24 protein-coding genes and 1 tRNA gene are annotated in these 26,897 nt (G+C 72.2%); 14 read left to right on the forward strand and 11 right to left on the reverse strand.

Translation table 11 applies throughout. The features are described from left to right. The first annotated feature begins 1 nt into the window (after position 1). Together GJ743_RS14760 and GJ743_RS14765 are read left to right on the forward strand one after the other, a co-directional pair. Positions 2 to 310, forward strand: a complete 309-nt coding sequence (locus GJ743_RS14760; RefSeq protein WP_155052653.1) for a TadE family type IV pilus minor pilin — start codon at positions 2 to 4, stop codon at positions 308 to 310. After that, positions 307 to 690 carry an Rv3654c family TadE-like protein gene (locus tag GJ743_RS14765; protein ID WP_328289222.1) on the forward strand — a complete coding sequence of 128 codons (384 nt, stop codon included), beginning with the start codon at positions 307 to 309 and terminating at the stop codon, positions 688 to 690. Before GJ743_RS14760 ends, GJ743_RS14765 begins: the two co-directional genes overlap by 4 nt. A 32-nt stretch (positions 691 to 722) precedes the next feature. Here GJ743_RS14765 and GJ743_RS14770 read toward each other — a convergent pair whose 3' ends face one another. The 6 genes from GJ743_RS14770 to GJ743_RS14795 form a co-directional block, all read right to left on the reverse strand. Then, positions 723 to 965, reverse strand: a complete 243-nt coding sequence (locus GJ743_RS14770; protein ID WP_328289223.1) for an acyl carrier protein — start codon at positions 963 to 965, stop codon at positions 723 to 725. Further along, the gene (locus GJ743_RS14775; RefSeq protein WP_328289224.1) at positions 962 to 2,524 is read right to left on the reverse strand and encodes a 2-oxo acid dehydrogenase subunit E2; all 1,563 of its coding nucleotides are present in this window, start codon (positions 2,522 to 2,524) and stop codon (positions 962 to 964) included. The genes GJ743_RS14770 and GJ743_RS14775 overlap by 4 nt, the downstream gene beginning before the upstream one ends. Continuing rightward, complete coding sequence (locus GJ743_RS14780; protein ID WP_328289225.1) at positions 2,517 to 3,521, reverse strand: alpha-ketoacid dehydrogenase subunit beta; 1,005 nt, start codon at positions 3,519 to 3,521, stop codon at positions 2,517 to 2,519. The genes GJ743_RS14775 and GJ743_RS14780 overlap by 8 nt, the downstream gene beginning before the upstream one ends. Continuing rightward, positions 3,518 to 4,531, reverse strand: coding sequence for a pyruvate dehydrogenase (acetyl-transferring) E1 component subunit alpha (pdhA, locus tag GJ743_RS14785; protein ID WP_376861893.1), 1,014 nt, complete (start codon positions 4,529 to 4,531; stop codon positions 3,518 to 3,520). The genes GJ743_RS14780 and pdhA overlap by 4 nt, the downstream gene beginning before the upstream one ends. Beyond that, entirely contained in the window at positions 4,528 to 6,327 is a 1,800-nt protein-coding gene (gene acsA / locus GJ743_RS14790) for an acetate--CoA ligase (protein ID WP_155052654.1), read from the reverse strand. Before acsA ends, pdhA begins: the two co-directional genes overlap by 4 nt. A 64-nt stretch (positions 6,328 to 6,391) precedes the next feature. Next, positions 6,392 to 8,356 carry an AMP-binding protein gene (locus tag GJ743_RS14795; RefSeq protein WP_155052655.1) on the reverse strand — a complete coding sequence of 655 codons (1,965 nt, stop codon included), beginning with the start codon at positions 8,354 to 8,356 and terminating at the stop codon, positions 6,392 to 6,394. A 215-nt stretch (positions 8,357 to 8,571) separates the two neighbouring features. On the opposite strand from GJ743_RS14795, the gene GJ743_RS14800 reads away from it, so the two are divergent. From GJ743_RS14800 to GJ743_RS14815, 4 genes are all read left to right on the forward strand, one after another. Then, positions 8,572 to 9,255, forward strand: a complete 684-nt coding sequence (locus GJ743_RS14800; RefSeq protein WP_155052656.1) for a GntR family transcriptional regulator — start codon at positions 8,572 to 8,574, stop codon at positions 9,253 to 9,255. Between the two features lie 95 nt (positions 9,256 to 9,350). Beyond that, positions 9,351 to 10,889 carry an MmgE/PrpD family protein gene (locus GJ743_RS14805; RefSeq protein WP_328289226.1) on the forward strand — a complete coding sequence of 513 codons (1,539 nt, stop codon included), beginning with the start codon at positions 9,351 to 9,353 and terminating at the stop codon, positions 10,887 to 10,889. A gap of 8 nt (positions 10,890 to 10,897) precedes the next feature. Further along, positions 10,898 to 11,797, forward strand: a complete 900-nt coding sequence (gene prpB / locus GJ743_RS14810; RefSeq protein WP_155052657.1) for a methylisocitrate lyase — start codon at positions 10,898 to 10,900, stop codon at positions 11,795 to 11,797. Between the two features lie 25 nt (positions 11,798 to 11,822). Further along, a complete protein-coding gene (locus GJ743_RS14815) occupies positions 11,823 to 12,956 on the forward strand; it encodes a bifunctional 2-methylcitrate synthase/citrate synthase (protein WP_376861890.1) in 1,134 nt (377 codons plus the stop codon). A gap of 72 nt (positions 12,957 to 13,028) precedes the next feature. Here GJ743_RS14815 and GJ743_RS14820 read toward each other — a convergent pair whose 3' ends face one another. After that, positions 13,029 to 13,262 (reverse strand): hypothetical protein, encoded by a 234-nt coding sequence (locus GJ743_RS14820; protein ID WP_154344670.1) that lies wholly within the window; start codon positions 13,260 to 13,262, stop codon positions 13,029 to 13,031. A gap of 198 nt (positions 13,263 to 13,460) precedes the next feature. On the opposite strand from GJ743_RS14820, the gene topA reads away from it, so the two are divergent. The 5 genes from topA to GJ743_RS14845 all read left to right on the forward strand — a co-directional run bounded on the left by topA (position 13,461) and on the right by GJ743_RS14845 (position 19,843). Continuing rightward, entirely contained in the window at positions 13,461 to 16,262 is a 2,802-nt protein-coding gene (gene topA / locus GJ743_RS14825; protein ID WP_328289227.1) for a type I DNA topoisomerase, read from the forward strand. Continuing rightward, positions 16,259 to 16,879, forward strand: coding sequence for a dTMP kinase (tmk, locus tag GJ743_RS14830; protein ID WP_328289228.1), 621 nt, complete (start codon positions 16,259 to 16,261; stop codon positions 16,877 to 16,879). The genes topA and tmk overlap by 4 nt, the downstream gene beginning before the upstream one ends. Before the next feature lie 91 nt (positions 16,880 to 16,970). Next, on the forward strand, positions 16,971 to 18,146 hold the full coding sequence (locus GJ743_RS14835; RefSeq protein WP_328289229.1) for a DNA polymerase III subunit delta': 1,176 nt from the start codon (positions 16,971 to 16,973) through the stop codon (positions 18,144 to 18,146). Then, positions 18,143 to 19,672 (forward strand): alpha/beta hydrolase, encoded by a 1,530-nt coding sequence (locus GJ743_RS14840; RefSeq protein WP_328289230.1) that lies wholly within the window; start codon positions 18,143 to 18,145, stop codon positions 19,670 to 19,672. The genes GJ743_RS14835 and GJ743_RS14840 overlap by 4 nt, the downstream gene beginning before the upstream one ends. Before the next feature lie 95 nt (positions 19,673 to 19,767). After that, positions 19,768 to 19,843 (forward strand) — tRNA-Thr (locus GJ743_RS14845). A gap of 82 nt (positions 19,844 to 19,925) precedes the next feature. Here the strand turns inward: GJ743_RS14845 and GJ743_RS14850 are convergent. After that, positions 19,926 to 20,600 (reverse strand): response regulator transcription factor, encoded by a 675-nt coding sequence (locus tag GJ743_RS14850; protein WP_328289231.1) that lies wholly within the window; start codon positions 20,598 to 20,600, stop codon positions 19,926 to 19,928. Further along, positions 20,597 to 21,748, reverse strand: coding sequence for a sensor histidine kinase (locus GJ743_RS20240; RefSeq protein ID WP_155052660.1), 1,152 nt, complete (start codon positions 21,746 to 21,748; stop codon positions 20,597 to 20,599). Before GJ743_RS20240 ends, GJ743_RS14850 begins: the two co-directional genes overlap by 4 nt. Before the next feature lie 172 nt (positions 21,749 to 21,920). Here GJ743_RS20240 and GJ743_RS14860 point away from each other — a divergent pair, with 172 nt between their 5' ends. Continuing rightward, positions 21,921 to 22,661, forward strand: a complete 741-nt coding sequence (locus GJ743_RS14860; protein WP_155052661.1) for a hypothetical protein — start codon at positions 21,921 to 21,923, stop codon at positions 22,659 to 22,661. A 126-nt stretch (positions 22,662 to 22,787) separates the two neighbouring features. Here the strand turns inward: GJ743_RS14860 and GJ743_RS14865 are convergent, their stop codons facing one another. Both GJ743_RS14865 and GJ743_RS14870 read right to left on the reverse strand, forming a co-directional pair. After that, positions 22,788 to 23,672 carry an SGNH/GDSL hydrolase family protein gene (locus GJ743_RS14865; protein WP_155052662.1) on the reverse strand — a complete coding sequence of 295 codons (885 nt, stop codon included), beginning with the start codon at positions 23,670 to 23,672 and terminating at the stop codon, positions 22,788 to 22,790. A 10-nt stretch (positions 23,673 to 23,682) separates the two neighbouring features. Then, a complete protein-coding gene (locus tag GJ743_RS14870) occupies positions 23,683 to 24,501 on the reverse strand; it encodes an SGNH/GDSL hydrolase family protein (protein ID WP_196217019.1) in 819 nt (272 codons plus the stop codon). Between the two features lie 110 nt (positions 24,502 to 24,611). Here GJ743_RS14870 and GJ743_RS14875 point away from each other — a divergent pair, with 110 nt between their 5' ends. After that, entirely contained in the window at positions 24,612 to 25,601 is a 990-nt protein-coding gene (locus tag GJ743_RS14875) for a Gfo/Idh/MocA family protein (protein WP_155052664.1), read from the forward strand. 30 nt (positions 25,602 to 25,631) lie between these two features. Next, entirely contained in the window at positions 25,632 to 26,852 is a 1,221-nt protein-coding gene (locus GJ743_RS14880) for a M20/M25/M40 family metallo-hydrolase (protein ID WP_328289232.1), read from the forward strand. The last annotated feature ends 45 nt before the right edge of the window (positions 26,853 to 26,897 follow it).

Genomic DNA, 26,897 nt, shown 5'->3' on the forward strand with positions numbered 1-26,897 from the left:
CGTGACGGCGGAGTTCGCCGTCGCGCTGCCCGCGATCGCCCTCGTGCTCGCCGCCGCACTCGCCTCGGTGCACGCGGTCGCGCTGCAGGTCCGGCTCGCCGACGCTGCGGCCGACGCCGCCCGTGCGCTCGGCCGTGGCGAGCCGGTGGACGTCGCGGCCGGGATCGCGGGGCGGCACGTCGGCGGCGCGAGCCTCGCGGTCGCCGAGGAGGTCGACTTCGTGTGCGCGACGTTGTCGGCGAGCCCCGGCGGGGTGCTCGCTGCCGTCGAGCTGCACGCGGAGTCGTGCGCGATGCGAGGCGGACTGTGAGGGATCCGTCCGCACACCGCCGAGTCCGCGAGCGCCGGATCGCCGATGACGCGGGCGCGGCGACGGTCGTCGCGGTGGCGATCGTCGGGGCCGTGGTCCTCGTGGCGGTGGCCGTGATCGGGGTGCTCGGAGCGTCGGTCGCCGCGCAGCGGGCCGCGAACGCCGCGGATGCCGCGGCGCTCGCCGCCGCCGACGCGGTGAGCGGTGCCGTGGCCGGCGAGCCGTGCGCGGTGGCGAACGGACTCGCTCGACGGAACGGTGCGGAGGTGGTCGAGTGCCGCGCGGACGGACCCGTCGCCGTCGTCTCGGTGGTCGTCCGGTACGGACCGATGCAGGCGACGGCGACGGCGCGGGCCGGGCCGCCGGGGTGGAACGGATGAGGACGCGGTCGACGATCGGGCCGGGCGTGGTGTCAGCCGCGTGCGGCGAAGTAGTCGATGAGCGATTGCACCGTGGTGAGGTCCCGGTAGTCGTCCTCGGGCGTCGAGACACCCGTCGAACCGGCCAGCACCTCGAGCAGTCGGAGGAAGTCGAGCGAATCGAGTTCGAGGTCCTGGCGCAATCGAGCGCCCGGATCCAGGTCGTCGGGCTCGACGTCAGGGGCGATCTCGTGGAGGGCGGCGAAGACGGCCACCCGGGCATCGGTGTCGTTCACAGTTCCTCCGGTCTCTGCAGCAGTTCGTCGACGCGGGCCAGGAAACGGCCGCCTCGGAGGCCGTCGCTCACGCGATGGTCGGCCGAGAGCGTCGTCGTCACGACCGGGCGGACCCCGAGCAGGCCGTTCTCGGCCCACGGCCGCTCGACCACGCGGCCGAAGCCGACCAGGGCGACCTGCGGCGCGTAGATCACGCCGAAGACCGACTCGACGCCGAGTTCGCCGAGGTTGGTGACCGTGATCGTCGGGTCGGCCATCTCGGCGCGACGCAGGCGCCCGGCCCGCGCCCGTGCCACCAGGTCGCGCAGTGCGGCCATCACCTCGTCGGGCTCGAGACGGTCCGCGTCGTGGATCGCGGGAGCGACCAGTCCGCCGCCGCGCAGTGCGACGGCGACGCCGAGGTGCACGGCCTCGCTCTGCCGGAACTCGCCGTCGACGAAGAACCCGTTCATCTCGGGCACATCGCGCGCCGCACGCGCGCTCGCGGCCAGGAGCAGCGCCGCGGGGACCAGGCGCTCGGCGAGCGGACGGCCGGCATTCGCCCCGCGCATCCAATCCAGGGCCGCTCCGAGGTCGATCGTCGTACTGAGGTAGTAGTGCGGGATCTCGCGCTTCGAACGCGACATCAGCGAGCCGATCGCCCGCCGGAGGCTCGCGACACGTTGGGCCGCACTCGAACCATCGGGGGCCGCTCCCGTCTCGCTCGTCTCAGCCGCTCCTGACGACCGCGGGTGTCTCCCCGGCCCGGCCTCGCCCACGTGGGTCGGCTCGGGTTCTGCATGCGGGGCGGGCGCGGCCTCGGCGGCCGGGACCGGACGCGACGCGGCGTTGCGATGCAGGTCGGCCTCGGTGACCGCTCCGCCCGGGCCGGTGCCCTCGACCGTGGCGAGGTCGACGCCGAGCTCGACGGCCAGACGCCGGGCGCGCGGCGACGAGCGCACGCGTCCTGCCCCGGTCGCAGCCGCGGGGCGGGCGGCGACCGTCGGCGCAACCGATTCGGCAGCCCGGTGCAACCGCTCGGCGGCGGCTTCGACGTCCGCCCGGGTGACGGCGCCGTGCCGGCCGGTCCCGTGCAGGCCGTCGACCTCGATGCCGAGCCGGTGGGCCAGGTGTCGGATCGGCGGGGCGACGGCCGGATGCTCGACCGGGGCGTCCGCGTGCCCGACCGCGACCGCTGCCACCGGCTCGGCCGCGACGGCCGGCTCGGCCGCGACGGCCGGCCCGGCCGAGACCGTCGGCTCCGACTCGACGGCCGGTTCGGCCGCGACGGCCCGCTCGACCGCACCACCGTCGGGCGCGGCGACCTCGACCGGGACATCCGCCGGCGTCCCCGTCACGCGTGCGATCGGCGTGCCGACCGGGACGGTCTCGCCGAGGTCGACGAGGTACTCGGCGACGACGCCCTCCTCGAACGACTCGATCTCCATCACGGTCTTCTCGGTGTCGACCTCGGCGACGAGGTCGCCGCGGTGCACGTAGTCGCCGGGCTTCACGAGCCACTCGACGACCTTGCCGTGCTCCATGTCGGCGCCGAGCGACGGCATCCGCAGCTCAGGCACGCGGACCCACCGCCTCACCCACCGCCTCGCCGACGGCGACGCGGGCGGCCGCGACCACGCGCTCCGCCGACGGCAGCGCCGCCTCCTCGAGGTGCTTGGCGTAGGGCACGGGCACCTCCTCGCTGCACACCCGCCCGACCGGCGCGTCGAGGTCGTAGAACGCCGACTCCGTGATGCGCGCGCTGACCTCGGCTGAGAGGCTGCCGCTGCGCCATCCCTCGTCGACGACGACCGCCCGGTGGGTCTTCGCGACGGTCGCGAGGATCGCGGCGTCGTCGAGCGGGCGGAGCGTGCGCAGGTCGAGCACCTCCGCATCGATCCCGGACGCGGCGAGCGCGTCGGCGGCCGCGAGCACGGTCGGCAGCGTGCCGCCGTACGTGATCAGGGAGACATCCGCCCCCGCCCGGCGCACCGCGGCGCGGTCGATGTCGACCGGTCCCGCCTCATCCGCCAGCTCGCCGGCGACGTTGTAGAGCGAACCGTGCTCGAAGATCAGCACCGGATCGGGATCCTCGAGCGCGGTCCAGAGCATGCCGCGCGCATCCTCGAGGGTGGCGGGGGCGACGACCCGGAGGCCGGGGATGTGCGCGAGCCAGCCCTCGAGGCTGTGCGAGTGCTGCGCGGCGAGCTGCCGGCCGCCACCGGTGGTCATCCGGATGACGAGCGGCACGCTGAACTGCCCGCCCGACATGTGCAGCAGCGTGGCGGCGTTGTTCACGATCTGGTCGAGGGCGAGCAGGCTGAAGTTGACGGTCATGACCTCGACGATGGGTCGCATGCCGCCGAGCGCCGCGCCGATGCCGGCGCCCACGAACCCGGCCTCGGAGAGGGGCGTGTCGCGCACGCGCTGCGGACCGAACTCCTCGAGCAGGCCGAGGCTGACCGCGAAGCCGCCGCCGTAGCGCCCCACGTCCTCGCCCATGAGGAACACGCGTTCGTCGCGCTGCATCGCGTCGCGCATGGCCGCGCGCATCGCCTCGCGATAGGTGGTCTTCACGGCGTGCCCCGCTCGCTGTGCACGAACCGCGCGAGCTCGGCCACCGGTTCGAGCGTGCCGGCCTCGGCGAACTCGACCGCCGCATCGACCTCGGCGTCGACCTCGCGCGAGAGGGAAGCCCACACGGCCTCGTCGAGGTGGCCGGATGCCTCGAGCTCGACTTTCAGCGAGGCGATCGGGTCGCGCTCCATCCAGTGCTCGACCTCCGCCTTCTCCCGGTACCGCTCGGGGTCGAACATGGAGTGGGCACGGAAGCGGTAGGTCCGGAACTCGAGAAAGTGCGGGCCGCCGCCCGACCGCACCGCGTCGACCGCTCGACGGGCGGCCTCCTCGACGGCGAGCACGTCCATGCCGTCGACGGCCCACGAGGCGACCTCGTAGGCGGCCGCCTTGAGGGCCAGGTCGGTCTGCGACTCCGACCGCTCGAGCGCGGTGCCCATCGCATAGAGGTTGTTCTCGCAGCAGAACAGCACCGGCAGGTCCCAGAGCGCGGCGAGGTTGAGGCTCTCGTGGAACTCGCCCTCGGCCATCGCGCCCTCGCCGAAGAAGCACGCCGTCACGCGGTCGCGGCCGAGCATCTTGTCGGCGAGCGCGAGGCCGACGGCGAGCGGCAGCCCGCCCGCGACGATGGCATTGCCGCCGTAGAACCGTGTGCCGGCGTCGAAGAGGTGCATCGACCCGCCGCGTCCGCGGCAGCAGCCCTCGGCGTGGCCGTACATCTCGGCCATGATCGCGCTCGCCGGTACGCCCCGCAGCAGTGCGTGGCCGTGCTCGCGATACGTGGCGACGACCGCGTCGTCCGGTCCGAGCACCGACATCACGCCGGCGGCGACGGCCTCCTCGCCGATGTAGACGTGCAGGAACCCGCGGATCTTCGACGCCGAGTAGAGCTCGACGCAGCGTTCCTCGAGCCGGCGCACGCGGAGCATCTGCCGGAGCAGGTCGAGCGTGCGGTCGGGCCGGGCGGCGATCAGCGCCGCGCGCTCCTCGGCGGTCATGGGCGGGGTCATCGTCCGGCCTCCAACGTCGAGGTGTCGCCCTCGGGCAGCCCCAGCTCCCGGGCCTTGAGCAGCCGGCGCAGGATCTTGCCGCTGCGCGTCTTCGGCAGCGCGGACGCGAAGTCCAGCATCCGCGGCGCGACCGCGGGGCCGAGCCGCTTGCGGGCGAAGCCGATGAGCTCGAGGCGCAGGGCGTCGGATGCCTCCTGGCTGGGCTTCAGCTCGACGAACGCCTTCACCACCTCGCCGGCCACCGCGTCGGGGACGCCGATGACGGCGACCTCGGCGACCGCGTCGTGCTCCATGAGGCAGCTCTCGACCTCGAACGGGCCGATGAGGTGCCCCGACGACTTGATGACGTCGTCGCCGCGGCCGACGAACCAGAAGTACCCGTCGGCGTCGCGGCGGGCGAGGTCGCCCGTGAGGTACCAGCCGCCGGCGAAGCACTTCCGATACCGCTCCTCCTCGTCGAGGTAGCCGCGGAACATCGATGGCCAGCCCGGTCGCAAGGCGAGCTCGCCCGTGGCATCCGGCTCGCACACCACCGCCTCGCCGTCGCGGATGACGGGCGCGCCCGTCCCATCGCGCAGGAGCACGGCCGCCTCGATGCCGGGGAGCGGCCGGCCCATCGAGCCGGGCCGGATCTCCATGGCCGGGTAGTTCGAGATCATGATGCCGCCGGTCTCGGTCTGCCACCAGTTGTCGTGGACCGGGAGGCCGAACGCCTCCCGCCCCCAGACGACGACCTCGGGATTGAGCGGTTCACCGACGCTCGCGACGAACCGGAGCGCCGAGAGGTCGTGCACGGCTGCGCGCTCGGCGCCGGCCTTCATGAGCATGCGGAGCGCCGTGGGCGCGGTGTACCAGACGGTCACGCGCTGCTCGGCGAGGATGCGGTACCAGCGGTCGGCGTCCATCTCCTCCTCGTCGACGATCGCGGTCACGCCGTGCACGAGCGGGGCGATGATGCCGTACGAGGTGCCGGTGACCCAGCCGGGGTCGGCGGTGCACCAGTACACGTCATCGGGGTGCAGGTCGAGGGCGAAGCGCCCGGTCGCGAAGTGCGCCGTGACCGCGTCGTGCACGTGCATCGCGCCCTTCGGCTTCCCGGTGGTGCCGCTCGTGAAGTGGAGCAGGGCCCAGTCCTCCGGGCCCGTCGCGGCGGTCGGGGCGTCGTCGGGCGCACCCTCGAGGAGCGCGGCGAGGTCGAGCGTGCCCGGTTCGGGCGAGCCGTCGGCGTCGACGAGCAGCACGTGCCGGAGCGCGGGGACCTCGTCGCGGATCGGCGCCACCTTCTTGCGGTAGAGCGCTCGCGTCGTGACGAGCACCGCCCCGGAGCCGATCTGCAGCCGCTGGCGCACCGGCTCCGGACCGAACGCCGAGAACAGCGGGCAGAAGACGGCGCCGTACTGGAGGGTGCCGAGCACCGCGGCGTACAGCTCGGGGCGGCGCCCGAGCAGCGAGTAGACGCGCTCGCCGCGGTCGACGCCCAGGCCGGCCAGCACACCCGCGAACCGGGCCGCCTCGCGGGCCAGTCGCGCATAGGTGAGCGAGCGGACGGTGCCGTCGGCGCGTACGAACCGCAGCGCCTCGCGGTCGGCGAGCGGTCCGGACGCGTGGCGGCCGACGGCCTCGTACGCGATGTTGACGCCGCCGCCGGGCAGCCCGGTCAGGCCGCGGCGCGCCTCGTCCCACGTGAACGACGCGCGGGCCCCGTCGTAGTCGACGAGGTTCGGGCGCACCCGGAGCGCCGCGACATCCTTCGATATGGGAGCCCAGCGGGTCGATGACGGCGTCGTCGCCTCCATGCGAGGAGGATAGGCAGCCCGGATGCCTCGCGGGTGGGGTCCTACGTCCCGCGGATGCTGCGGGCTACCGCCCGAGCGCCGCCTCGAGCGCGGTGAGCACCGTCGGGTCCTCGATCGTCGCGGGCACCTTGTAGGGCTCGCCGTCGGCGATCTGCCGCATGGTCTTGCGCAGGATCTTGCCCGAGCGCGTCTTCGGCAGGCGGTCGAGCACGGTCACGTCGCGGAAGGCCGCAACCGGGCCCACCGTCTCGCGCACGAGCGCGACGAGCTCCGTCACGAGCACGTCGTGGTCGATCACCGTGCCGTGTTTGAGCGTCACGAAGCCGGCTGCACGTTGGCCCTTGAGCTCGTCCCGGATGCCGATGACGGCGACCTCGGCGACCGCGGGATGGTGGTTCAGGGCCTCCTCGAGCCCGCCCGTCGAGAGCCGATGGCCGGCGACGTTGATGACGTCGTCGGTGCGGCCCATCACGTACACGTAGCCGTCGTCGTCGAGGTACCCGGAATCGCCGGTCGCGTAGTGGCCGGGGAAGGCCGTGAGGTACGAGGCGACGTACTTCTCGTCGCCGCCCCACAGCGTGGGCAGGCTCCCGGGCGGCAGCGGCAGCTCGAGCACGATGTTGCCCTCGACGCCCGGGGAGATGGGGCGACCCTTGCCGTCGACGATGCCCACGCGGTAGCCGGGGACCGGCACGGTGGGGGAGCCCGGCTTGACCGGCAGGGGTTCGATGCCGCGCGGGTTCGCCGCGATCGCCCAGCCCGTCTCGGTCTGCCACCAGTGGTCGACCACCGGGCAGTGCAGCGCCTCGTCGATCCAGTGGTACGTCTCGGTGTCGAGGCGCTCGCCGGCCAGGAACAGCGCTTCGAGGCTCGACGTGTCGTAGCCGGCGAGGTGCTCGAGCGCCGGGTCCTCGCGACGGATGGCGCGCACCGCCGTGGGCGCCGAGAACAGCACCTTCACCCGGTACTCCTCGACCATCCGCCAGAACGCGCCCGCATCGGGCGTGCCGATCGGCTTGCCCTCGTAGAGCACGGTCGTCGCGCCCGCGAGGAGCGGCCCGTAGACGATGTAGCTGTGGCCGACGACCCAGCCGACATCGGACGCGGTCCACATCACGTCGCCCGCGTGCACGTCGTAGATGTTCCGCATCGACCAGGCCAGCGCGACCGCGTAGCCGCCGTTGTCGCGCACGACGCCCTTCGGCGTCCCCGTGGTGCCCGAGGTGTAGAGGATGTAGAGCGGGTCGGTGGCCGCGAGCTCCACGGGCGCGACCGGTTCGGCGCGCGAGAGCTGGTCCTCCAAGTCGAGCCAGCGGACGCCGACGCGACCGTCGAACGCCGCGGCATCCCCCGGCACGGCCTCGCGGTTGCGCACGATCACGGCCTCGACGCTCAGCTCGTCCTCCGAGACCACGGTGATCGAGCTCGTGACGGTGCCCGCGACGGAGCGATCGCCGACGATCATCGCGAGGGCCTTCTCGACGATCGGCAGGTACTCGACGACCCGGCCGGGCTCGAGGCCGCCGGAGGAGGTGACGATGAGCTTCGGTGCGGCGTCCTGGATGCGCACGGCGAGCTCGTTCGCGGCGAAGCCGCCGAAGATCACCGAGTGCACGGCGCCGATGCGGGCGCAGGCGAGCATCGCGATGACGGCCTCGGGCGTCATCGGCAGGTAGATCGCGACGCGGTCGCCCCGCTCGACGCCGTTCTGCCGCAGCACGCCCGCGAACAGCTCGACCTCGTGGAGCAGCTCCGCATAGGTGAAGGTGCGCTTCGACCCCGTCATCGCCGAGTCGTACGCGAGGGCGACCTGGTCGCCGCGGCCGGCGGCCACCCAGCGGTCGAGCGCGTTGGCGCTGACGTTCAACGTGCCGTCGGGGAACCACCGGTACAGGGGAGCCGAGCCCGAGTCGAGCGCCCGCGCGGGCGGGCGCATCCAGTCGATGAGCCCGGCGGCATCCAGCCAGAACCCCCCGGGGTCCTCCATGCTGCGGCGGTACTCGTCGGCGTAGCTCGTCGTCGTGCTCATCGCGGTTCCTCCCTCGAGGGCGGCACCGGTGCCGGGCCCTCGGGACGTGCGTTCCCTCCCGAGCCGGCTCTGGCCCGGGCACGCGCTCAATGTATACACGAATGATCGCGGAGTCGAGAGAATCCGGCACATTCGCAGGAAACGCGGCCATGATTGCGCCGTTGGTGGCATCCGTGTATACATGACTTGTCGCCGACGAAGACGGGAGGAACCGCATGCGAGCCGGAGAACGCGCGTACGAGACCCTTCGCAGCGAGATCCTCGACGGCGTGCTCGGCGCGGGCACGGTCCTGCAGGAGGTCGACCAGTCGGTGCGCCTCGGCGTCAGCCGCACGCCCGTGCGCGAGGCGCTGCGCCGGCTCGCCGCCGACGGCCTCGTCGAGCCGACGGCCCGCGGCACCATCGTGACCGCGATCTCGCGCGCCGACATCGTCGCCCTCTACGAGCTCCGCGAAGCGCTCGAGGCCCGCGCGGCCGGCCTCGCCGCGAGACGACGAGCGGATGCCCCGTTCCTCGCGATCCGCGACCGGCTCCACGACGCCCCCCGACTCCTCGCCGAGGGCGAGGCCGGGCTCACGCGCTACTTCGAGATCGTCGACGACCTCGACCGGGCGATCGACGAGGCGGCCGCGAACCCGTTCCTCGGCAGCGCCCTCCGCAGCGTCCAGCTGCACTCGGCGCGCATCCGCCGCCTGTCCCGGCACAACCCCGACCGCCTCCGGGCGGCCGCGGGCGAGCACGAGCTCATCGTCGACGCGATCCTCGCCGGCGACGCCGAGCTCGCGTCGCACGCGACCCACGTGCACCTGCACCGGAGCCTCACCAACGCGCTCGCCACGGCCCCCGACGACGAGGCCGCCGCGTCACCGGGGACCGATGACGGGTCGCGCGTCGCGTGAGCGAGGCATCCGCTCGCCGCCGGGGCCGCCCGCTCGCGCCGGGCCCGCAGACCACCTGAACGAACCAAGCGAACACCGAACCGAAAGGCCGAACCGTGCAGCTGCACCACGTGCGCGTCCACCGCAGCGAGGAGAACCTCGCCCGCCCCGACCAGCTCGCCTGGAAGATCGCCGAGGTCGCCGCCGACCCGGTCGAGGTCACCGACGAGGTCGCCGAGATGGCCGTGAACCGCGTCATCGACAACGCCGCGGTCGCCGCGGCATCCCTCACGCGCGCTCCGATCATCGCGGCGCGCTCGCAGGCCACCGCGCACCCCGTGTCGGTCGGCGGCGACGGCGCGACCGTGTTCGGCCTCGAGCCCGCGCGCCGAACGAGCCCCGAGTGGGCGGCGTGGGCGAACGGCGTGGCCGTGCGGGAGCTCGACTTCCATGACACGTTCCTCGCGGCCGAGTACTCGCACCCGGGCGACAACATCCCGGCGATCGTCGCGGTCGCCCAGCACCTCGCCTCCCAGCGCGGCCTCACCGGCCGCGAGGTCGTGCGCGGCATCGCGACGGGCTACGAGATCCAGGTCGACCTCGTGAAGGCGATCTCGCTGCACAAGCACAAGATCGACCACGTCGCGCACCTCGGCCCGTCGGCGGCCGCGGGCATCGGCACCCTCCTCGGACTCGACCCCGAGACGATCTTCCAGGCCGTCGGCCAGGCCCTCCACACGACGACCGCGACCCGACAGTCCCGCAAGGGCGAGATCTCGACCTGGAAGGCGCACGCGCCGGCCTTCGCGGGGAAGATGGCCGTCGAGGCCGTGGACCGCGCGATGCGCGGGCAGACGAGCCCCGTGCCGATCTACGAGGGCGAGGACGGCGTGATCGCCTGGCTCCTCGACGGACCCGACGCGAGCTACGAGGTGCCGCTCCCCGTCGCCGGCGAGGCGAAGCGCGCCATCCTCGACACCTATACGAAGGAGCACTCGGCGGAGTACCAGGCGCAGGCCTGGATCGACCTCGCGCGCAAGCTCAACCGCGAGCACCCCGAGCTCGTCGCCGACCCGTCGCGGATCGCGAGCGTCGTCATCCACACGTCGCACCACACGCACTACGTGATCGGCTCCGGTGCGAACGACCCGCAGAAGTACGACCCGACCGCGTCGCGCGAGACGCTCGACCACTCGATCCCGTACATCTTCACCGTCGCCCTGCAGGACGGCACCTGGCACCACGTCGACTCGTACGCGCCGGAGCGCGCCGGCCGAGCCGACACCGTCGAGCTGTGGCGCAAGGTCACCACGGTCGAGGACGAGGAGTGGACCCGCCGGTACCACTCGCTCGACATCGCCGAGAAGGCGTTCGGCGGCCGCGTGGTCATCACGCTGGCGGATGGCACGACCGTCGTCGACGAAATCGCCGTGGCCGACGCCCACCCGCTCGGCGCCCGGCCGTTCGGCCGCGAGCAGTACGTCGAGAAGTTCCGCACGCTCGCCGACGGCGTCCTCGAGGCGGCCGAGATCGAGCGCTTCCTCGACCTCGCCCAGCGCCTGCCGGAGCTCGGCCCCGACGAGCTCGGCCAGCTCACGATCATCGCCGCGCCGGGCGTGCTCGCCCAGTTCGAGACGCCCCGCGGCATCTTCTAGGAGGACCCATGCTGTACGCACAGACCACCCCGGCCGACAAGCGCGCGGGCTTCCGCGAGCGCCTCGCGAGCGGCGAGCTGCTCCGCTTCCCCGGCGCGTTCAACCCGCTCTCGGCGCGGCTCATCGAGCGCAAGGGCTTCGACGGCGTCTACATCTCGGGCGCCGTGCTCTCCGCCGACCTCGGCCTGCCCGACATCGGACTGACGACCCTCACCGAGGTGGCCGGTCGGGCCAAGCAGATCGCGCGGATGACGGAGCTGCCCGCGATCGTCGACGCCGACACCGGCTTCGGCGAGCCCATGAACGTCGCCCGCACCGTGCAGGAGATGGAGGACGCCGGCCTCGCGGGCCTGCACATCGAGGACCAGATCAATCCGAAGCGCTGCGGCCACCTCGACGGCAAGCAGGTCGTCGACGAGCACACCGCGCTGCAGCGCATCCGCGCCGCCGTCGACGCCCGCCGCGACCCGAACTTCCTCATCATGGCGCGCACCGACATCGCCGCGGTCGACGGGCTCGACGCCGCGATCGACCGCGCCAAGGCGCTCGTCGACGCGGGCGCCGACGCGATCTTCCCCGAGGCGATGCGCTCGCTCGAGGAGTTCGCGGCGATGCGCGCCGCGGTCGACGTGCCCTTGCTGGCGAACATGACCGAGTTCGGCAAGAGCGAGCTCTTCACCGTGCAGCAGCTCGCCGACGTCGGCATGAACCTCGTGATCTGGCCCGTCTCGCTCCTGCGCCTTGCGATGGGCGCCGCCGAGCGCGGTCTCGACGAGTTGACGGATGCCGGTGCCCTCACCGGCCTCCTCCCGCAGATGCAGCACCGGGCCGAGCTCTACGAGCTCATCGACTACGAGGGCTACAACCACTTCGACACCTCCATCTTCAACTTCACGGTCGCGCGCTGACGCGCGACCCCGAGAGGAGCACGACATGACCGACACCATGACCGCCCCGGCGTCCGTGCCCGAGATCCGCAAGGGCCTCGCGGGCGTCGTGGTCGACACGACCGCGATCTCGAAGGTGAACCCCGAGACGAACTCGCTGCTCTACCGGGGCTACCCGGTGCAGCAGCTCGCCGCGACCAAGCGCTTCGAGGAGGTCGCGTACCTGCTCTGGCATGGCGAGCTGCCGGATGCCGCGCAGCTCGCGGAGTTCCGCGCCGCCGAGCGTGCCGGCCGTGCACTGCAGCCGAACGTGAAGGCCGCGATCGACCTGCTGCCGACGACCGCGCACCCGATGGATGTCGTGCGCACGGCCGTGAGCGTGATCGGCGCCTCCGACCCGACGACCGACGATGCGAGCCGCGAGGCGAACCTCGCCAAGTCGATGTCGCTCTTCGCGGCGCTGCCCGCGATCGTGGCGTACGACCAGCGGCGCCGTCGCGGTGAGGACCTCGTTCCGCCGCGCGACGACCTCGACTACTCCGCGAACTTCCTGCACATGTCCTTCGGCGAGGTCCCGGAGCAGGTCGTCGTCGATGCGTTCGACGTGTCGATGATCCTCTACGCCGAGCACTCGTTCAACGCCTCGACCTTCACGGCGCGCGTCATCACCTCGACGCTCTCCGACCTGTACTCCGCGGTCACGGGCGCGATCGGCGCGCTCAAGGGCCCGCTGCACGGCGGGGCGAACGAGGCCGTCATGCGGATCTTCGACGAGATCGGCGAGGCGGAGAACGTCGTGCCCTGGCTCGACGCGGCGCTCGCCGAGAAGCGCAAGATCATGGGCTTCGGCCACCGCGTCTACAAGAACGGCGACTCGCGCGTGCCGACCATGAAGGCCTCGCTCGACACGCTCATCGCGTACTACGACCGGCCCGACCTCGCCGAGCTCTACGACACGCTCTCGGGCGAGTTCGTCGAGCGCAAGGGCATCCACCCGAACCTCGACTACCCCTCCGGCCCCGCCTACCACCTCATGGGGTACGACACCGAGACGTTCACGCCGCTGTTCGTCGCCTCGCGGGTCACGGGCTGGACGGCGCACATCATCGAGCAGGCCGCGTCGAACGCGCTCATCCGCCCGCTGTCCCACTACGACGGGGTCGACGAGCGCTCCGTGTAGTCGAGGAGGCACGCGCACCTGAGGCGTGGCGCACCGTCGTGGTGCGTCACGCCTCAGGCATCCGTCCCGGTCTCAGTCGAAGACGGTCTCGATGAAGCGGTACTCGACCGCCGAGGGCCGGTCGTCGCCCGGCGCATCGAACTCGAGCCCCGCGCCGCGCGAGTAGACGTAGTGCTTGCCGCCGTCGCCGGGGAAGCTGATCCTCGGCTGCGGATCGCCGGTGTCGAGGAACCCGGTCGAGACCGTCTTCCCCTCGAGTGGTCCGTCGATCAGCTTGGCGGTGTAGGTGCCGGATGACGTGTCCATGCCGCCATTCTCCACTCGTCCTGCACGGCCGCAAGGGACTTTCCTCCCCGCGTCGCATCGTGCCATGAGGGGTTTCCTCACGGTCGTTGTGTGTATGGTGTGCCATGTCGGCGTCATCCGCCGGCCGATGGCACACCGCTCGGGGGCGCGGCGATGATGTGCGTCCCTCGTTTTCCGTCCATGAGCAAGAGGAGTCCGGTGTCTGGCGCGAAGAAACTCGTGATCGTGGAGTCGCCGACCAAGATGAAGTCGATCGCCCAGTACCTCGGCGACGGCTACGAGGTGCTCTCGTCGGTCGGGCACATCCGCGACCTCATCGAGCCGAAGAACCTCCCCGCCGAGCTGAAGAAGGGCTCGCTCGGCAAGTTCTCCGTCGACGTCGAGAACGGGTTCGAGCCCTACTACGTCGTCTCCGACGCCAAGAAGAAGACGGTCGCCGAACTCAAGCGCGCGCTCAAGGGCGCCGACGAACTCCTGCTCGCCACCGATGAGGACCGCGAGGGCGAGGCCATCGCGTGGCACCTGCTGCAGGAGCTCAAGCCCAAGGTCCCGGTGCGCCGCATGGTCTTCCACGAGATCACCAAGGACGCGATCCTCAAGGCCAAGGACCAGACCCGCGAGCTCGACACCGCGCTCGTCGACGCGCAGGAGACCCGCCGCATCCTCGACCGGCTCTACGGCTACGAGGTCTCGCCCGTGCTGTGGCGCAAGGTGGGGCCGGGCCTGTCCGCGGGCCGGGTGCAGTCGGCCGCGACGCGCCTCGTCGTCGATCGCGAACGCGAACGCCTCGCGTTCGTCGCCGCGTCGTACTGGGACCTGATCGGACGATTCACGAAGGAGTCCTCGTCGTTCGAGGCCCGCCTCGTGCGCGTCGGCGGCGAGCGCATCGCCACCGGCCGCGACTTCGACGACTCGGGCCGGCTCACCGGCAAGGCCGTCGTGCTCGACGAGGCCACCGCCCAGTCGCTGACCGCGGCACTGCGCGACGACACCGTCGCGCGCCGCGTGAGCCGCGTCGAGTCGAAGCCGTACTCGCGGCGCCCGGCCGCGCCGTTCACGACCTCGACGCTGCAGCAGGAGTCGGCGCGCAAGCTCCGGCTCTCCGCCCGTGACACGATGCGCGTGGCGCAGTCGCTCTACGAGAACGGGTACATCACCTATATGCGCACCGACTCGGTGTCGCTCTCGCAGCAGGCGATCCAGGCCGCGCGCACGCAGGCCGTGAAGCTGTATGGCGCCGACAGCGTGCCCGACAAGCCCCGCGCCTACGCCGGCAAGTCGAAGAACGCGCAGGAGGCGCACGAGGCCATCCGCCCGTCGGGCGAGGTCTTCCGCACGCCCGCCGAGCTGCAGAGCGTGCTCCGCGGCAGCGAGTTCAAGCTGTACGACCTCATCTGGAAGCGCACGGTCGCCTCGCAGATGGCCGACGCCAAGGGGCAGACCGCGACCGTCACGATCGAGGTCGGCCCGACGGCGAGCGATGCCGCGGCGCCCGAGACGCCCACGGCCGCCGTCGCCGGCACGATCGCCGAGTTCACCGCGAGCGGCACCGTGATCACCTTCCGCGGCTTCCTCGCCGCCTACGAGGAGAGCCGAGACGAGGAGCGCAACGCCGACGAGGCCCCGGGCGAGGCGAAGCTGCCGCAGCTCGCCGAGGGCGAGGCCGTCGGGCTCGCCGAGCTCGAGGCCAAGGGCCATGAGACGAGCCCGCCGCCCCGTTACACCGAGGCGAGCCTCGTCAAGCGGCTCGAGGAGCTCGGCATCGGTCGCCCCTCGACGTTCGCCTCGATCATCTCGACCATCCTCGACCGCGGCTACGTCACGCAGCGCGGCCAGGCGCTCGTGCCGAGCTGGGTCGCGTTCTCGGTGGTGCGCCTCCTCGAGGAGCACTTCGGCGACCTCGTCGAGTACGACTTCACCGCCGAGATGGAGGACGACCTCGACCGCATCGCCTCGGGCGAGGCCGACCGCGTCGACTGGCTCAACGAGTTCTACTTCGGCAGCGACCGCCACACGGGCCTCCGTCAGGTCGTCGACAACCTCGGCGACATCGACGCGCGCGAGATCAACTCGATGGTGATCGGCCCGGGCGTGACGCTCCGGATCGGCCGGTACGGCCCGTACCTCGAGACGGTCGACCCCGACGCGGCCGCCGACGCGCCGCCGCGGCGCGTGAACCTGCCCGAGGGACTCGCGCCCGACGAGCTCACCGCCGAGAAGGCGCGCGAGCTCATCGAGGCGCCCGTGCAGACCGATCGAGTGCTCGGCGTGAACCCCGACAACGGCAAGCAGGTCGTCGTGAAGGACGGCCGGTTCGGCCCCTACGTGACCGAGCTCGAGCCCGAGCCCGAGGCCGCCGAGGCATCCGTCGACCCGGCGACCGGTGAGGTCGTCGAGGCGCAGCCGGCGAAGACGGCCAAGCGCGGCACCAAGAAGGCCGCCGCGCCGAAGCCGCGCACCGCGTCGCTGTTCAAGAGCATGCAGATCGAGGAGGTCGACCTCGCGACCGCACTCCAGCTGCTCGACCTGCCGCGCGTCGTCGGGCTCGACCCCGAGTCGGGCGATGAGATCACCGCGCAGAACGGCCGGTACGGCCCGTACCTCAAGAAGGGCACCGACACCCGCACGCTCCCGAGCGAGGATGCGATCTTCGACATCGACCTCGCGGGTGCGCAGGAGCTCTTCGCCCAGCCGAAGTACGGCGCGCGTCGCGCGTCGAGCGCGCTCAAGGAGTTCGCGGAGGACCCCGTGAGCGGCAAGCCCATCAAGGTCAAGGACGGCCGCTTCGGCCCGTACGTGACCGACGGCACGACGAACGCCACGATCCCTCGCGCCGAGTCCGTCGAGGACATCACCTTCGAGCGCGCCGTCGAACTGCTGCAGATCAAGCGCGACAAGGGGCCGGCCCCGGCACGCGGCACGCGCACGACCACCGCGAAGTCGGGGGCCAAGGCGCCGGCCAAGCGCACGAGCACGCGCACGGCGAAGAAGACCTCGTGAGTCGCGGGCTGTTCCTCACCCTCGAGGGCGGCGACGGATCGGGCAAGACCACCCAGGCGGAACTGCTCGAGCAGTGGTTCACCGCCGAGGGGCGCACCGTGGTGCGCACGCGCGAGCCCGGAGGCACCGACGTCGGGGTCGAGGTGCGCGAGATCGTGCTGCACCACCGCGGCGACATCGCACCGCGCGCCGAGGCGCTGCTGTACGCCGCCGATCGCGCCCACCACGTGGCGACGGTCGTACGACCGGCGCTCGCGCGCGGCGAGGTCGTCGTGCAGGACCGCTACATCGACTCGTCCGTCGCCTACCAGGGCGCCGGGCGCGTCCTCGACGCCCGCGAGGTCCGCTCGATCTCCGAGTGGGCCACCGAGGGCCTCGCGCCCGACCTCACCATCCTCCTCGACCTGCCCTCCGACGTCGCCCGTCGCCGACTCGACGGCGCGCGGACGCGGTACGACCGGCTCGAGGCCGAGGCGGGGGAGTTCCACGGGCGGGTCCGCGAGGCGTACCTCGCGCTCGCCGCGGCCGAGCCCGACCGCTTCCTCGTCGTCGACGCGACGCTGCCGGTCGACGACATCCACGCCACGATCCGTGCGCGGGTCGAGACGCTGGCGTGAGCCGGCCCGTCGCCCGCCCCGAGGCATCCGCTCGGCACATGGTCAGGCGCCTCACAGCGCCGCTGTCCGCGGCCGAAGGTAGCGTGGAACCGTGACCGTGTGGAGCGACCTGACGGGTCAGGATGCCGCGATCGCCGTGCTGCGCTCCGCCGCCCGGGCGGCGTCGGAGGCACGCGTCACGGCCGACATGACCCACTCGTGGCTGATCACCGGGCCGCCCGGATCGGGTCGATCGAACCTCGCGTACGCGTTCGCCGAGGCGCTGCTCTCGGGCACCCCCGACGGCGACGAGGCCACGCGCGCGCAGGTGACCGCGCGAAGCCACCCCGACCTGCACGTGCTCGCCACCGAGGGCGTGATCATCAAGGTCGCCGACGTGCGCAAGATCGTCGAGCGGTCGCACTACGCGCCATCCGTCGGCCACCACCGGGTGATCGTCGTGGAGGACGCCGACCGCATGACCGAGCAGACCTCGAACGTGCTGCTGAAGGAGCTGGAGGAGCCGCCGGAGCGCACGGTCTGGATCCTGTGCGCGCCGAGCGAGGCCGACCTGATCCCCACGATCCGCTCGCGCGTCCGGTCCGTGCGGCTCCAGGTGCCCGACATCGCGGCGGTCGCCGACCTCCTGGTGCGGCGCGACGGCGTCGACCCCGACATCGCCGAGCGCGCGGCGCGCGAGGCGCAGAGCCACATCGGGATGGCGCACCGTCTCGCCACGAGCGCCGAGGCGCGCGACCGGCGCGACGAGACGCTGCGGCTCGCGCTGCACGTGCGGTCCACGCCGGGCGCCGTGCTCACGGCGGCGCGACTGCTCGAGATCGCGGGCGACGACGCGAAGGCCATCACCGAGCTGCGCGACGCGGAGGAGCGCGAGCACACGCTCCGCTCGCTCGGCGTCGCGCCCGGCCAGGCGGTGCCCGCGGCGCTCAGGTCGCAGCTGCGCGCGCTCGAGGAGGACCAGAAGCGTCGCGCGACCCGGAGCCTCCGCGACGGGATCGACCGCATCCTCGTCGACCTCGCGTCGCTGTTCCGCGACATCCTCGTCACCCAGCTCGGTGCGGAGGTCGACCTCGTCAACCTCGAGATCGCCGCCGACATCGCCCGCGCCGCGGCATCCGCGACCCCGGCGCAGACCCTCGCGACGCTCGACGCCATCCAGGAGGCCCGCATCCGCATCGACGCCAACGTCCAGCCCACGCTCGCGCTCGAGGCGATGCTCGTCTCGGCGATCCGTCGGCCCGAGCCGGCTCGCGGGGTGCGCTCGTGACGGCGCGGCGACGGCTGATCGCCGCGGCATCCGCCGTGGTCGCATCCGTCCTGGTGTTGGCCGGATGCAGCGTGCCGTCGTTCCTCGGCGGCGGCACCGATCGGTCCGAGCCGACCGGTGAGACCGTCGCGACCGAGCTCGAGCCGTTCTACTCGCAGGTGCTCGAGTGGGAGCGCTGCGACGACAAGCTGTGCGCGACGGCGACCGCCCCGCTCGACTGGAGCGATCCGGCGGCCGGCGAGATCGAGCTCGCGCTCGTCCGCCGACCGACGAGTGGCGACAAGATCGGCTCGCTCCTCGTGAACCCGGGCGGTCCGGGCGGTTCCGGGTACGAGTTCATCGCAGACTCGATCGACTACGCCACCGGGCCACGGTTGCAGCAGCGGTTCGACATCGTCGGGTTCGACCCGCGGGGCGTCGGCCGGTCGTCGGCGGTCACCTGCTACGACGCGGCGCAGATGGACGAGTTCCTGTACGGCATCGTGCCCGCCGAGCGCGGCAGCGACGAGTGGATCGCCGAGGTCACCGCGGCGAACCAGGACTTCGGGCAGGCCTGCGCCGATGAGACCGGCGAGCTCCTCGCCAATGTCGACACCGAGAGCGCCGCACGCGACCTCGACCTGCTGCGCGCGATCCTCGGCGACGAGCAGCTGAACTACCTCGGCTACTCGTACGGCACGTTCCTCGGGGCGACCTACGCCGGGCTCTACCCCGAGAAGACGGGCCGGCTCGTGCTCGACGGCGCCATCGACCCGACGGCGAGCAACCAGGAGGTCAACGTCGCGCAGTCCGTCGGATTCGAGGACGCCCTGAAGGCCTACCTCGGGGATTGCCTCGCCGGTGAGGACTGCCCCTTCTCGGGTTCGGTCGACGCCGCGGCCGACGAGGTGTCGCGGCTGCTCGCCTCGGTCGGCGCGAGCCCGCTTCGCGGGACCGACGGCCGCATGCTCGGGGCCGACGCGCTCGTCACCGCGATCATCTACCCGCTGTACAGCGTCGAGAGCTGGCCCTACCTCAGCGACATGTTCGAGTCCGTCATGTTCGGCGAGGCCGACACCGCGCTCCTGTTCGCCGACCTCTACAACGGCCGCGAACAAGACGGCACCTACGCCGACAACTCCACCGAGGCGTTCCGCGCGATCAACTGCCTCGACTACACCTACGACGACGATCCGGCGAAGATGCGCGCCGATGCGGCCGCGCTCGCAGAGGCCGCGCCGATCATCGGGCCGTACTTCGGCTTCGGCGACATCGGATGCGCGCAGTGGCCGGTCGTGAGCGAAGCGGATCGCAGCGCGATCACCGCCGAGGGTGCGGCGCCGATCATGGTGATCGGCACGACCGGCGACCCCGCGACGCCCTACCAGTGGGCCGAGGCGCTCGCCGAGCAGCTCGATTCGGGCTTCCTCGTCAGCTACGACGGTGAGGGGCACACCGCCTACCGCAAGTCGAATGCGTGCATCGACGACACGGTCGAGGACTTCCTCATCGACGGCACCGTGCCCGCATCCGACCCGCGGTGCTGACGGCGGGCGCACGGAGACCGAGTGGTCATGAGGGCTCCGAAAACCCGCTAACATGGTCTCTCGTGCCGTTCGGTGCGATTCGCAACGGATGCCACGCCGCCTTAGCTCAGTCGGCAGAGCGATTCACTCGTAATGAATAGGTCGAGGGTTCGATTCCCTCAGGCGGCTCCACCCGGAAGGCCCGGACGATGTCCGGGCCTTCCGGCGTTCCGGGGCATACCCGAAGGCCCGGGAATGCCGCCGCGCCGGCTGGTCAGGGCGATCGCTCGCCGGGGCGCACGAGCCCCGACTCGTAGGCGAGGATCGCGATCTGCACCCGGTCATGGGCGCCGAGCTTGGCGAGGAGGCGCGAGACGTAGGTCTTCACCGTCGACTCGCTGAGGAAGAGCGCCGCGCCGATCTCGGCGTTCGACCGGCCGCGCGCGACGAGGCGGACGATCTCGACCTCGCGCTCGGTGAGGTCGAGGTCCCGGGGCAGCACGGCGTCGGGGGACGGCGCCGACGCGAACCGCTCGAGGAGCCGCGCCGTCACCGTCGGCGCGAGCATCGCCTCCCCGCGGGAGACCACCCCGACCGCGTGCACCAGGTCGGCGGGCGGCACGTCCTTGAGGAGGAACCCCGACGCGCCCGCCCGCACAGCCGCGAACACGACCTCGTCGAGGTCGAACGTCGTGAGCGCGAGCACCCGGCGCGAGGCGTCGGCGTCGAGGATGCGGTGCGTGGCCTCGATGCCGTCCATGACCGGCATGCGGATGTCCATGAGGACGACGTCGGGTTCCAGCGCGGCAGCGGCGGCCACGCCGGCCGCACCGTCGGCGGCCTCGCCCACGACGTCGATGCCCGCACGCTCGAGGATGAGCCGGAAGCCCACCCGGACGAGTTCCTGGTCGTCGACGAGGAGCACGCGCGTCGGCGCGGGCCCGCTCACGACCCGGCTCCGATCGGGAGCGTCGCGTGGACGCGCCATCCGCTCGGCCCCGGCCCGGCCTCGAGCGTGCCGCCGTAGAGCATGACCCTCTCGCGCATGCCGAGGAGCCCATGACCGGCGGGGCGGTCGGCACCCGCGGCATCGCCGTCGTCGGTCACCGTGACGTCGATGCGGTCGACCGAGCGGTCGATCGCGACCGAGGCCGATGCCGCGCGCGCGTGGCGACGCACGTTGGTGAGCGCCTCCTGCACGACCCGGTAGACGGCGAGCTGGCGGCCCGCCGACAGGTCACTCGTGTCATCGGCCCGGAACTCCACGACGAGTCCGGAGTCGCGCGCCCGCGCGATGAGCTCGGGGATACGGGCGATGCCCGGCTGGGGCGAGAGTGATTCGTGTTCGTCCTCGCGGAGCAGCTCGACGACACGGCGCACCTCGGCGAGCGCATCGGTGCCCGTCGTCCGGATGGCCTCCATCGCGCGACGCGCGGCGACCGGGTCGACGTCGACGACCTCGGCCGCGGCTCCGGCCTGCACCACCATGACGCTCACCGAGTGGCCGAGGATGTCGTGGAGCTCGCGGGCGATCCGTGCGCGCTCCTCCGAGACCGCGCGGAGGGCGGCCTCGCGGGCCTCGGTCTCCGCGGCGCTGGCCCGCACCGCGGCATCCACCGCTCGCCGCTCTGAGAGCCGCATGCCCATGCCGACGAGGAAGATCGTGAGGAGCACGCCCCAGTGGAAGAAGATCTCGCTCGGTCCCTGCAGTTCGGGCACGAAGAGATCGGCCAGGACCACGGCCGCGAAGATCGAGCCGCAGACCGTCGCTGAGGTGCGCACGTCGCCGTGCCGTGCGCCCGTGTAGAGGGCGAGCAGGAGGGGAAGGAACCCACCGAAGAACAGCACCTGCGTGTCGCCGCCGGTCGCGACGAAGCACACGACCCACGTCATCGGGACGCCGACCAAGGCCAGCGGGACGATCCGGCGGAGCGCGAGCAGGACCGCGCAGACGAGGATGGCCACCGTGCTGAGCACCGGGGAGCCCGAGCCCTGCACGGACTCGAACGGCACCCAGACCTCGGCGAGTCCGAGCGCCGCGATGAGCGCGGCGACGGCGACGTCCTGCGCGAGATGCCAGCGGGTGCGGCGGTCCACGACCGAAGGCTAGCGGTCCGCACGCCATCGGCGGAATCACCCGCGGGTGATCCGCGAGTCGACTTCGGGTGATCGTGGCGGTCCGCGCGACCGATGCGCTCGCCGTCGTGGCGCTCGTAGCGTCGTGCCGTCGCCGCGGAGCAGCCGCGGCCGAATCGAGGGGAGATCGCTCATGTCCACGTCCCGTGCACTGCCGTCCGTCCGCCGGGGGCTCGTCGCCGGCTCACTCGTCGCGGCCATCGTCCTCGCCGCGGTGGGGATGCTGCTGCAGCCCGAGTTCCCCGATGACCCGAGCGAGTACGTCGAGCTCCTGGCCGGCTCCGCATCGGCCGCGGTCGGGCTTCAGCTCTTCCTCTGGTCGCAGGTGTTCTGGGCGATCGGCCTCGTCGGGCTCGCGCACGCAACGAGTCACCGTTCGCCCGTGCTCGCCGCGCTCGGCGCCGTCTTCAGCGGGCTCGGCGCGTTCGGCCACGCCGCCTTCGGAGGCGCGAGCCTCGTCACGCTCGGCATGGCGCGGTACGCCCTCGAGTCGGGCGACCTCGACGCGGCGCAGGCGGCGTTCGCGACCACGCAGGGCGGCGACTTCGTCCCGTACCTCCTCGCGGGGCTCGCGGGCACCGTGCTCGGCGTGATCCTCGTCGCGGTGGCGCTGCTGCGCTCCGCCGTCGTGCCGCGGTGGGTCGCGATCGCGCTGCTCGCGTGGACCGTGGTCGAGTTCTTGCTGCCGAACTTCCTCTCCGGCGCCTGGATCACGTACACGTCGCTCGTGCTCGGCGTCATCGCGTTCACCGGCGCGGCGGTGGCGGTGCTGCGCGGCGGGGTCGGCGCCTGGACGACGGTGCTCGAGGCCGCACCCGAGGATAAGGAACGGCAGGATGCTGCAACATCGGCCGGCGCCGCAGCTTCGGCCTGATCGCAGTCCGAGCGGTCGAGCGCGACCGGCGCGCACCCGCGCCGAAGGCCCCTCCATCGGAGGGGCCTTCGGTTGTCGAGCGAGGACGGGCAGTGCCGACCGCGGATCGAGGAGGACCCGCGCGCCTCAGCCGATGACGGCTCGAACCGCCTCGGCGTAGGCGGCGTTGCCAGCCTGGGTGGGGTGTGCGGCGATGTCCGGGTTGCTGAAGCCGTTGATCCACGGCTCGCCGCTTCCGATCCCGTGGCCTGTGAACGGGCCGGCCACGTCGACGAAGACCGCGCCGGCGCCCTCGGCGGCTGCCCTGATCGCCGCGTTGAGGGCAACGGTGTCGGCGTTCACCCTGGCGGCGTTCGCATACCCGGATGCCGGGTCGAAGAGCAGCGGATAGCCGGTGACGATGATCTTGGCCTTCGGGACCTTCGTCGCGATCGCGTTCACGGTCGAGGTGATCCGAGCCCCGATCGTCCCGTTCGAGATCAGCGACTCGGCCGTGTCGAGGTAGGAGTCGCACCGACCCGGCAACCACGTGATCACGAAGCACCACGTCATGACGTTCGTGAAGCCGAGGTCGTTCCCGCCGACCGTGAGCGTCACCCGGGTCGTGCCCCTCGCGATCGACTTCACCTGGGAGCTGATGACCTCCGCGGTCGAGGCGCCCGAACAGGCGGGGAACGCGACGAGTTGCACGTTCGCCGTCGCGTCCGCGTCCAGCACCTTGGGGTAGCTCAGGCTGCTGCGGTCGCAGCTGGTGGAGTCGATGTAGCTTCCCGAGCCGGTGCCGGACGCGAAGGAATCGCCGAGTGCGGAGTACTTCTGCTCGGTCGTGCCGCCGCCGCCCGGCTTGTCGGGCTTGCCGGTCGCGACGGCAGCGGATGCGGCATCCGCGGGCCCGGCGACGGCGGCGCCGAGCACGAGCGCCAGTGCGGCGAGGAGGGCGGCGACGAGCAGTGCGACGCGCCGGCGTTCGACCTGCGAGGAGACCGTCGTGACGGCTTCGACCTTCGACATGAGTGGGCCCCTAGCTCGCCAGCACGAGCAGGATCGCGTCGCGGTAGACGGCCTGACCGGTCGCGGTCGGGTGCAGGAAGGTCAGCGGGTCGAACTGGTCGGCCCCCAGCCACGGCTCGAGGTCGCCGACCTGATGGCCGACGTACGCGAACGCGAGGCTCGTGTACTCCACCTCGATGCTCATCGCGCCGACGGTGTCCACCGCGGCGCCGATCTGGGCGTCGAGTGCGAGGGTCGCGGCGTTCACCGAGTCGGTCAGCGCGCTCCATCCGCTCACGAAGGGGACCGGGTAGTCGGTCACGACGATGCGCGCGTTGGGTGCGCGCTCTGCGATCGCCAGCAGCAGCCCGACGTACTGCTGCCCGATGACTCCGGAGGTGAGGAGCTGCTCGGCCTCGAAGACGGCCGTCGCGCAGGCGAATGATTCCGGGTCAGGCGCGCAGATCGCGAGGATCTCGCCGACGCCGAGGTCGTTGCCGCCGACGGTCAGCGTCACGAGGGTCGTCCCGCGGTTCACCTGGGAGAGCTGCGACTCCGCGACATTCGAGATCGTCGCGCCGGTGCAGGCGGCCTGGCGGAGCAGGTTCGTCCTCGGTACCGCGTCGAGCAGGACGGGATAGGCGGCATCGGACCTGAGACATCCGTCGAGCGGGATGCCGGCGCCCTGCCCTGCCGCATACGAATCGCCGAGCGAGACGTACCTGTTGACCGGATCTGGTTTGGCGGCGAGGGCGGATGGAGCGGCGCCGAAGAAGACGGCGACGAGGGCGACGGTGGCCCCGGCGATCGAGCCGACGATGCGGCTCCTTCGGTTCGAATGTGCCGACATGGCCGAAACGTAGCGGCAAACGTGAGTCTTCCGCATATCCCAGAACAGGTGTCATCTGGATGCGCACCTCCGGATCCATCGGAGGGGAGGTCGCCGCTAGGCTGGCGCGCATGACGGCACGACTGCGATGGGGCATCCTCGCCACCGGCGGCATCGCCCGCCTCTTCACCTCCGACCTGCTGGCCAACGGCTTCGACGTGCGGGCCGTCGGCTCCCGTTCAGCGGAGTCGGCGCGGGCGTTCGCCGACGAGCACGGCATCCCCACGGCCCACGGCAGCTACGACGCGCTGCTCGCCGATCCCGAGGTCGACGCGATCTACGTCGCTACGCCGCATCCGTGGCATGCGGCCTCGGCCCTCGCGGCGGTCGAGGCGGGCAAGCACGTCCTCGTCGAGAAGCCGTTCACGCTGAACGAGGCCGAGGCGCGCATCGTCGCCGACGCGGCCCGCGCGCGGGGCGTGCTCGTGCTCGAGGCGATGTGGACGCGCTACCTCCCGCACATGGTGCGCATCCGCGAGATCATCGCGTCGGGCACCATCGGCGAGGTGCGCTCGATGATCGCCGACCACACCCAGAAGCTCTCCGACGACCCGGGTCACCGCCTCAACGCCCTCGAGCTCGGTGGTGGCGCGCTCCTCGACCTCGGCATCTACCCGATCTCGTTCGCGTGGGATCTCTTCGGCGAGCCCGCCGTCATCCAGTCGACCGCCATCTTCAAGGAGACGGGCGCCGACGCGGAGGTCGCCGTGCAGTTCGGCTATGTCGACGGACGCATCGCCTCGACGTTCTCGGCGAGCGACGCCCGTGGGCCGAACCGGGCGCTCGTGCTCGGCTCCGAGGCGCGCATCGAGATCGACGGCGTCTGGTACACGCCCACGAGCTTCCGCGTCATCGGGCACGACGACGCCGTGATCGAGGAGTTCACCTCCGAGGTGAACGGCCGCGGCATGCACTACCAGGCCGCAGCGCTCGAGCAGCTCGTCGCCGATGGTCGTCTCGACGGCGGCGACATCCTTCCGACCGAGGAGTCGGTCGCGATCATGGGCACGCTCGACCGCATCCGAGCGGAGATCGGCCTGCGGTACCCGGGCGAGGACTGATCGGGCGCGTACGACGCGAGAGGCGAGGGCGTGTCCGTGCAGTCGACCGATGACGTCGCCGCGCTGACACGCCGGCTGGTCGAGGTCGACGCGACGAATCCGTCGCTGGTCGCCGGCGGGGCGGGTGAGCGCGAGATCGCGGTGATCATCGCGGAGTGGCTCGCCGGGCGTGGATTCGAGGCGCGACTCGTGGGCGCCGACGCGGCGCGGCCCAGCGTCCTCGCGCGACGGCGGGGCACGGGTGGCGGCCGAACGCTTCTGCTCGCCGGTCATCTCGACACGGTAGGCGGCACCGGCACCGGCACCGGCACCGGCACCGGCAAAGGCAACGGCACCGGGGCGGATGGCGCCGCGCACGCCGACCCCGACCGGATCGTCGGCCGCGGCGCGTACGACATGGCCGGCGGACTCGCCGCGGCGATGATCGCGGCCGCCGACGCGCCACGCGATCTCGTGGGCGACGTCGTCCTCGCGTTCGCGGCCGACGAGGAGTTCGGCTCCAGCGGCATGGAGGAGCTCCTGGCCGCGATCGACGCCGACGAGACGCACGCCGAGTCGGCGGATCGTCGCCCCGACGGCGCCGTCGTGCTCGAGCCGACCGACCTCGAGGTCACGCTCGCGCACCGCGGCTTCGCCTGGTACCGAGTCGAGTACGAGGGGGTCGCGGCGCACGGCTCGCAGCCCGAGCTCGGGGTCGACGCGATCGACCGCGCGCTCGACGGGCTCGTCGCCCTGCGCGCGCTCGGCGCCGAGCTCGACGCGCGGTCGCGGCATCCGCTGCTCGGATCGGGCAGCGTGCGCGTGGCTGCCGTCGAGGGTGGGACCGATGCCGCGACCGTCGCCGATCGCTGCGAGCTCGTCGTCGAGCGGCGCACCCTGCCGGGAGATGCCGACCCGATGGCCGAGCTCCAGCGCGTGCTCGCGGCGTCGCGACCCGCGCGTGTGGTCGCGCTCGTCGCACGGCCCGCGATGGAGGCCGACGCCACGAGCCGCATCGCGCGCGCCGTGCTCGACGCGGTCGAGGGCGTCACCGGTGCGACCGCGGTCCGCCGCGGCGACCCGTGGTGGACGGACGCGGGGCTCATCGCCGCCGCCGACATCCCGGTCGTGCTCGTCGGTCCGTCGGGCGGGGGCGCGCACGCCGACGAGGAGTGGGTGTCGGTCGCGTCGCTCGAAACGCTGGTCGCGGTGATCGGCCGAGTCATCAGGGACTTCTGCGGGGAGCCGGACACCGCGGCATCCGCCCGCTGACGGCGTTCGGGCCGCGGAGGACGGCGCCGGCACTCGGGAGTCGCC

Source organism: Agromyces bracchium (assembly GCF_009709675.1).
Lineage (GTDB): Bacteria > Actinomycetota > Actinomycetes > Actinomycetales > Microbacteriaceae > Agromyces > Agromyces bracchium.

Coding starts and splice junctions, on each gene's coding strand:
- pdhA (WP_376861893.1), bottom strand. CDS start 4,531: ATGACCCCGCCCATGACCGCCGAGGAGCGCGCGGCGCTGATCGCCGCC.
- acsA (WP_155052654.1), bottom strand. CDS start 6,327: ATGGAGGCGACGACGCCGTCATCGACCCGCTGGGCTCCCATATCGAAG.
- GJ743_RS14795 (WP_155052655.1), bottom strand. CDS start 8,356: ATGAGCACGACGACGAGCTACGCCGACGAGTACCGCCGCAGCATGGAG.
- GJ743_RS14800 (WP_155052656.1), top strand. CDS start 8,572: ATGCGAGCCGGAGAACGCGCGTACGAGACCCTTCGCAGCGAGATCCTC.
- prpB (WP_155052657.1), top strand. CDS start 10,898: ATGCTGTACGCACAGACCACCCCGGCCGACAAGCGCGCGGGCTTCCGC.
- GJ743_RS14815 (WP_376861890.1), top strand. CDS start 11,823: ATGACCGACACCATGACCGCCCCGGCGTCCGTGCCCGAGATCCGCAAG.
- GJ743_RS14820 (WP_154344670.1), bottom strand. CDS start 13,262: ATGGACACGTCATCCGGCACCTACACCGCCAAGCTGATCGACGGACCA.
- GJ743_RS14860 (WP_155052661.1), top strand. CDS start 21,921: ATGTCCACGTCCCGTGCACTGCCGTCCGTCCGCCGGGGGCTCGTCGCC.
- GJ743_RS14865 (WP_155052662.1), bottom strand. CDS start 23,672: ATGTCGAAGGTCGAAGCCGTCACGACGGTCTCCTCGCAGGTCGAACGC.
- GJ743_RS14870 (WP_196217019.1), bottom strand. CDS start 24,501: ATGTCGGCACATTCGAACCGAAGGAGCCGCATCGTCGGCTCGATCGCC.
- GJ743_RS14875 (WP_155052664.1), top strand. CDS start 24,612: ATGACGGCACGACTGCGATGGGGCATCCTCGCCACCGGCGGCATCGCC.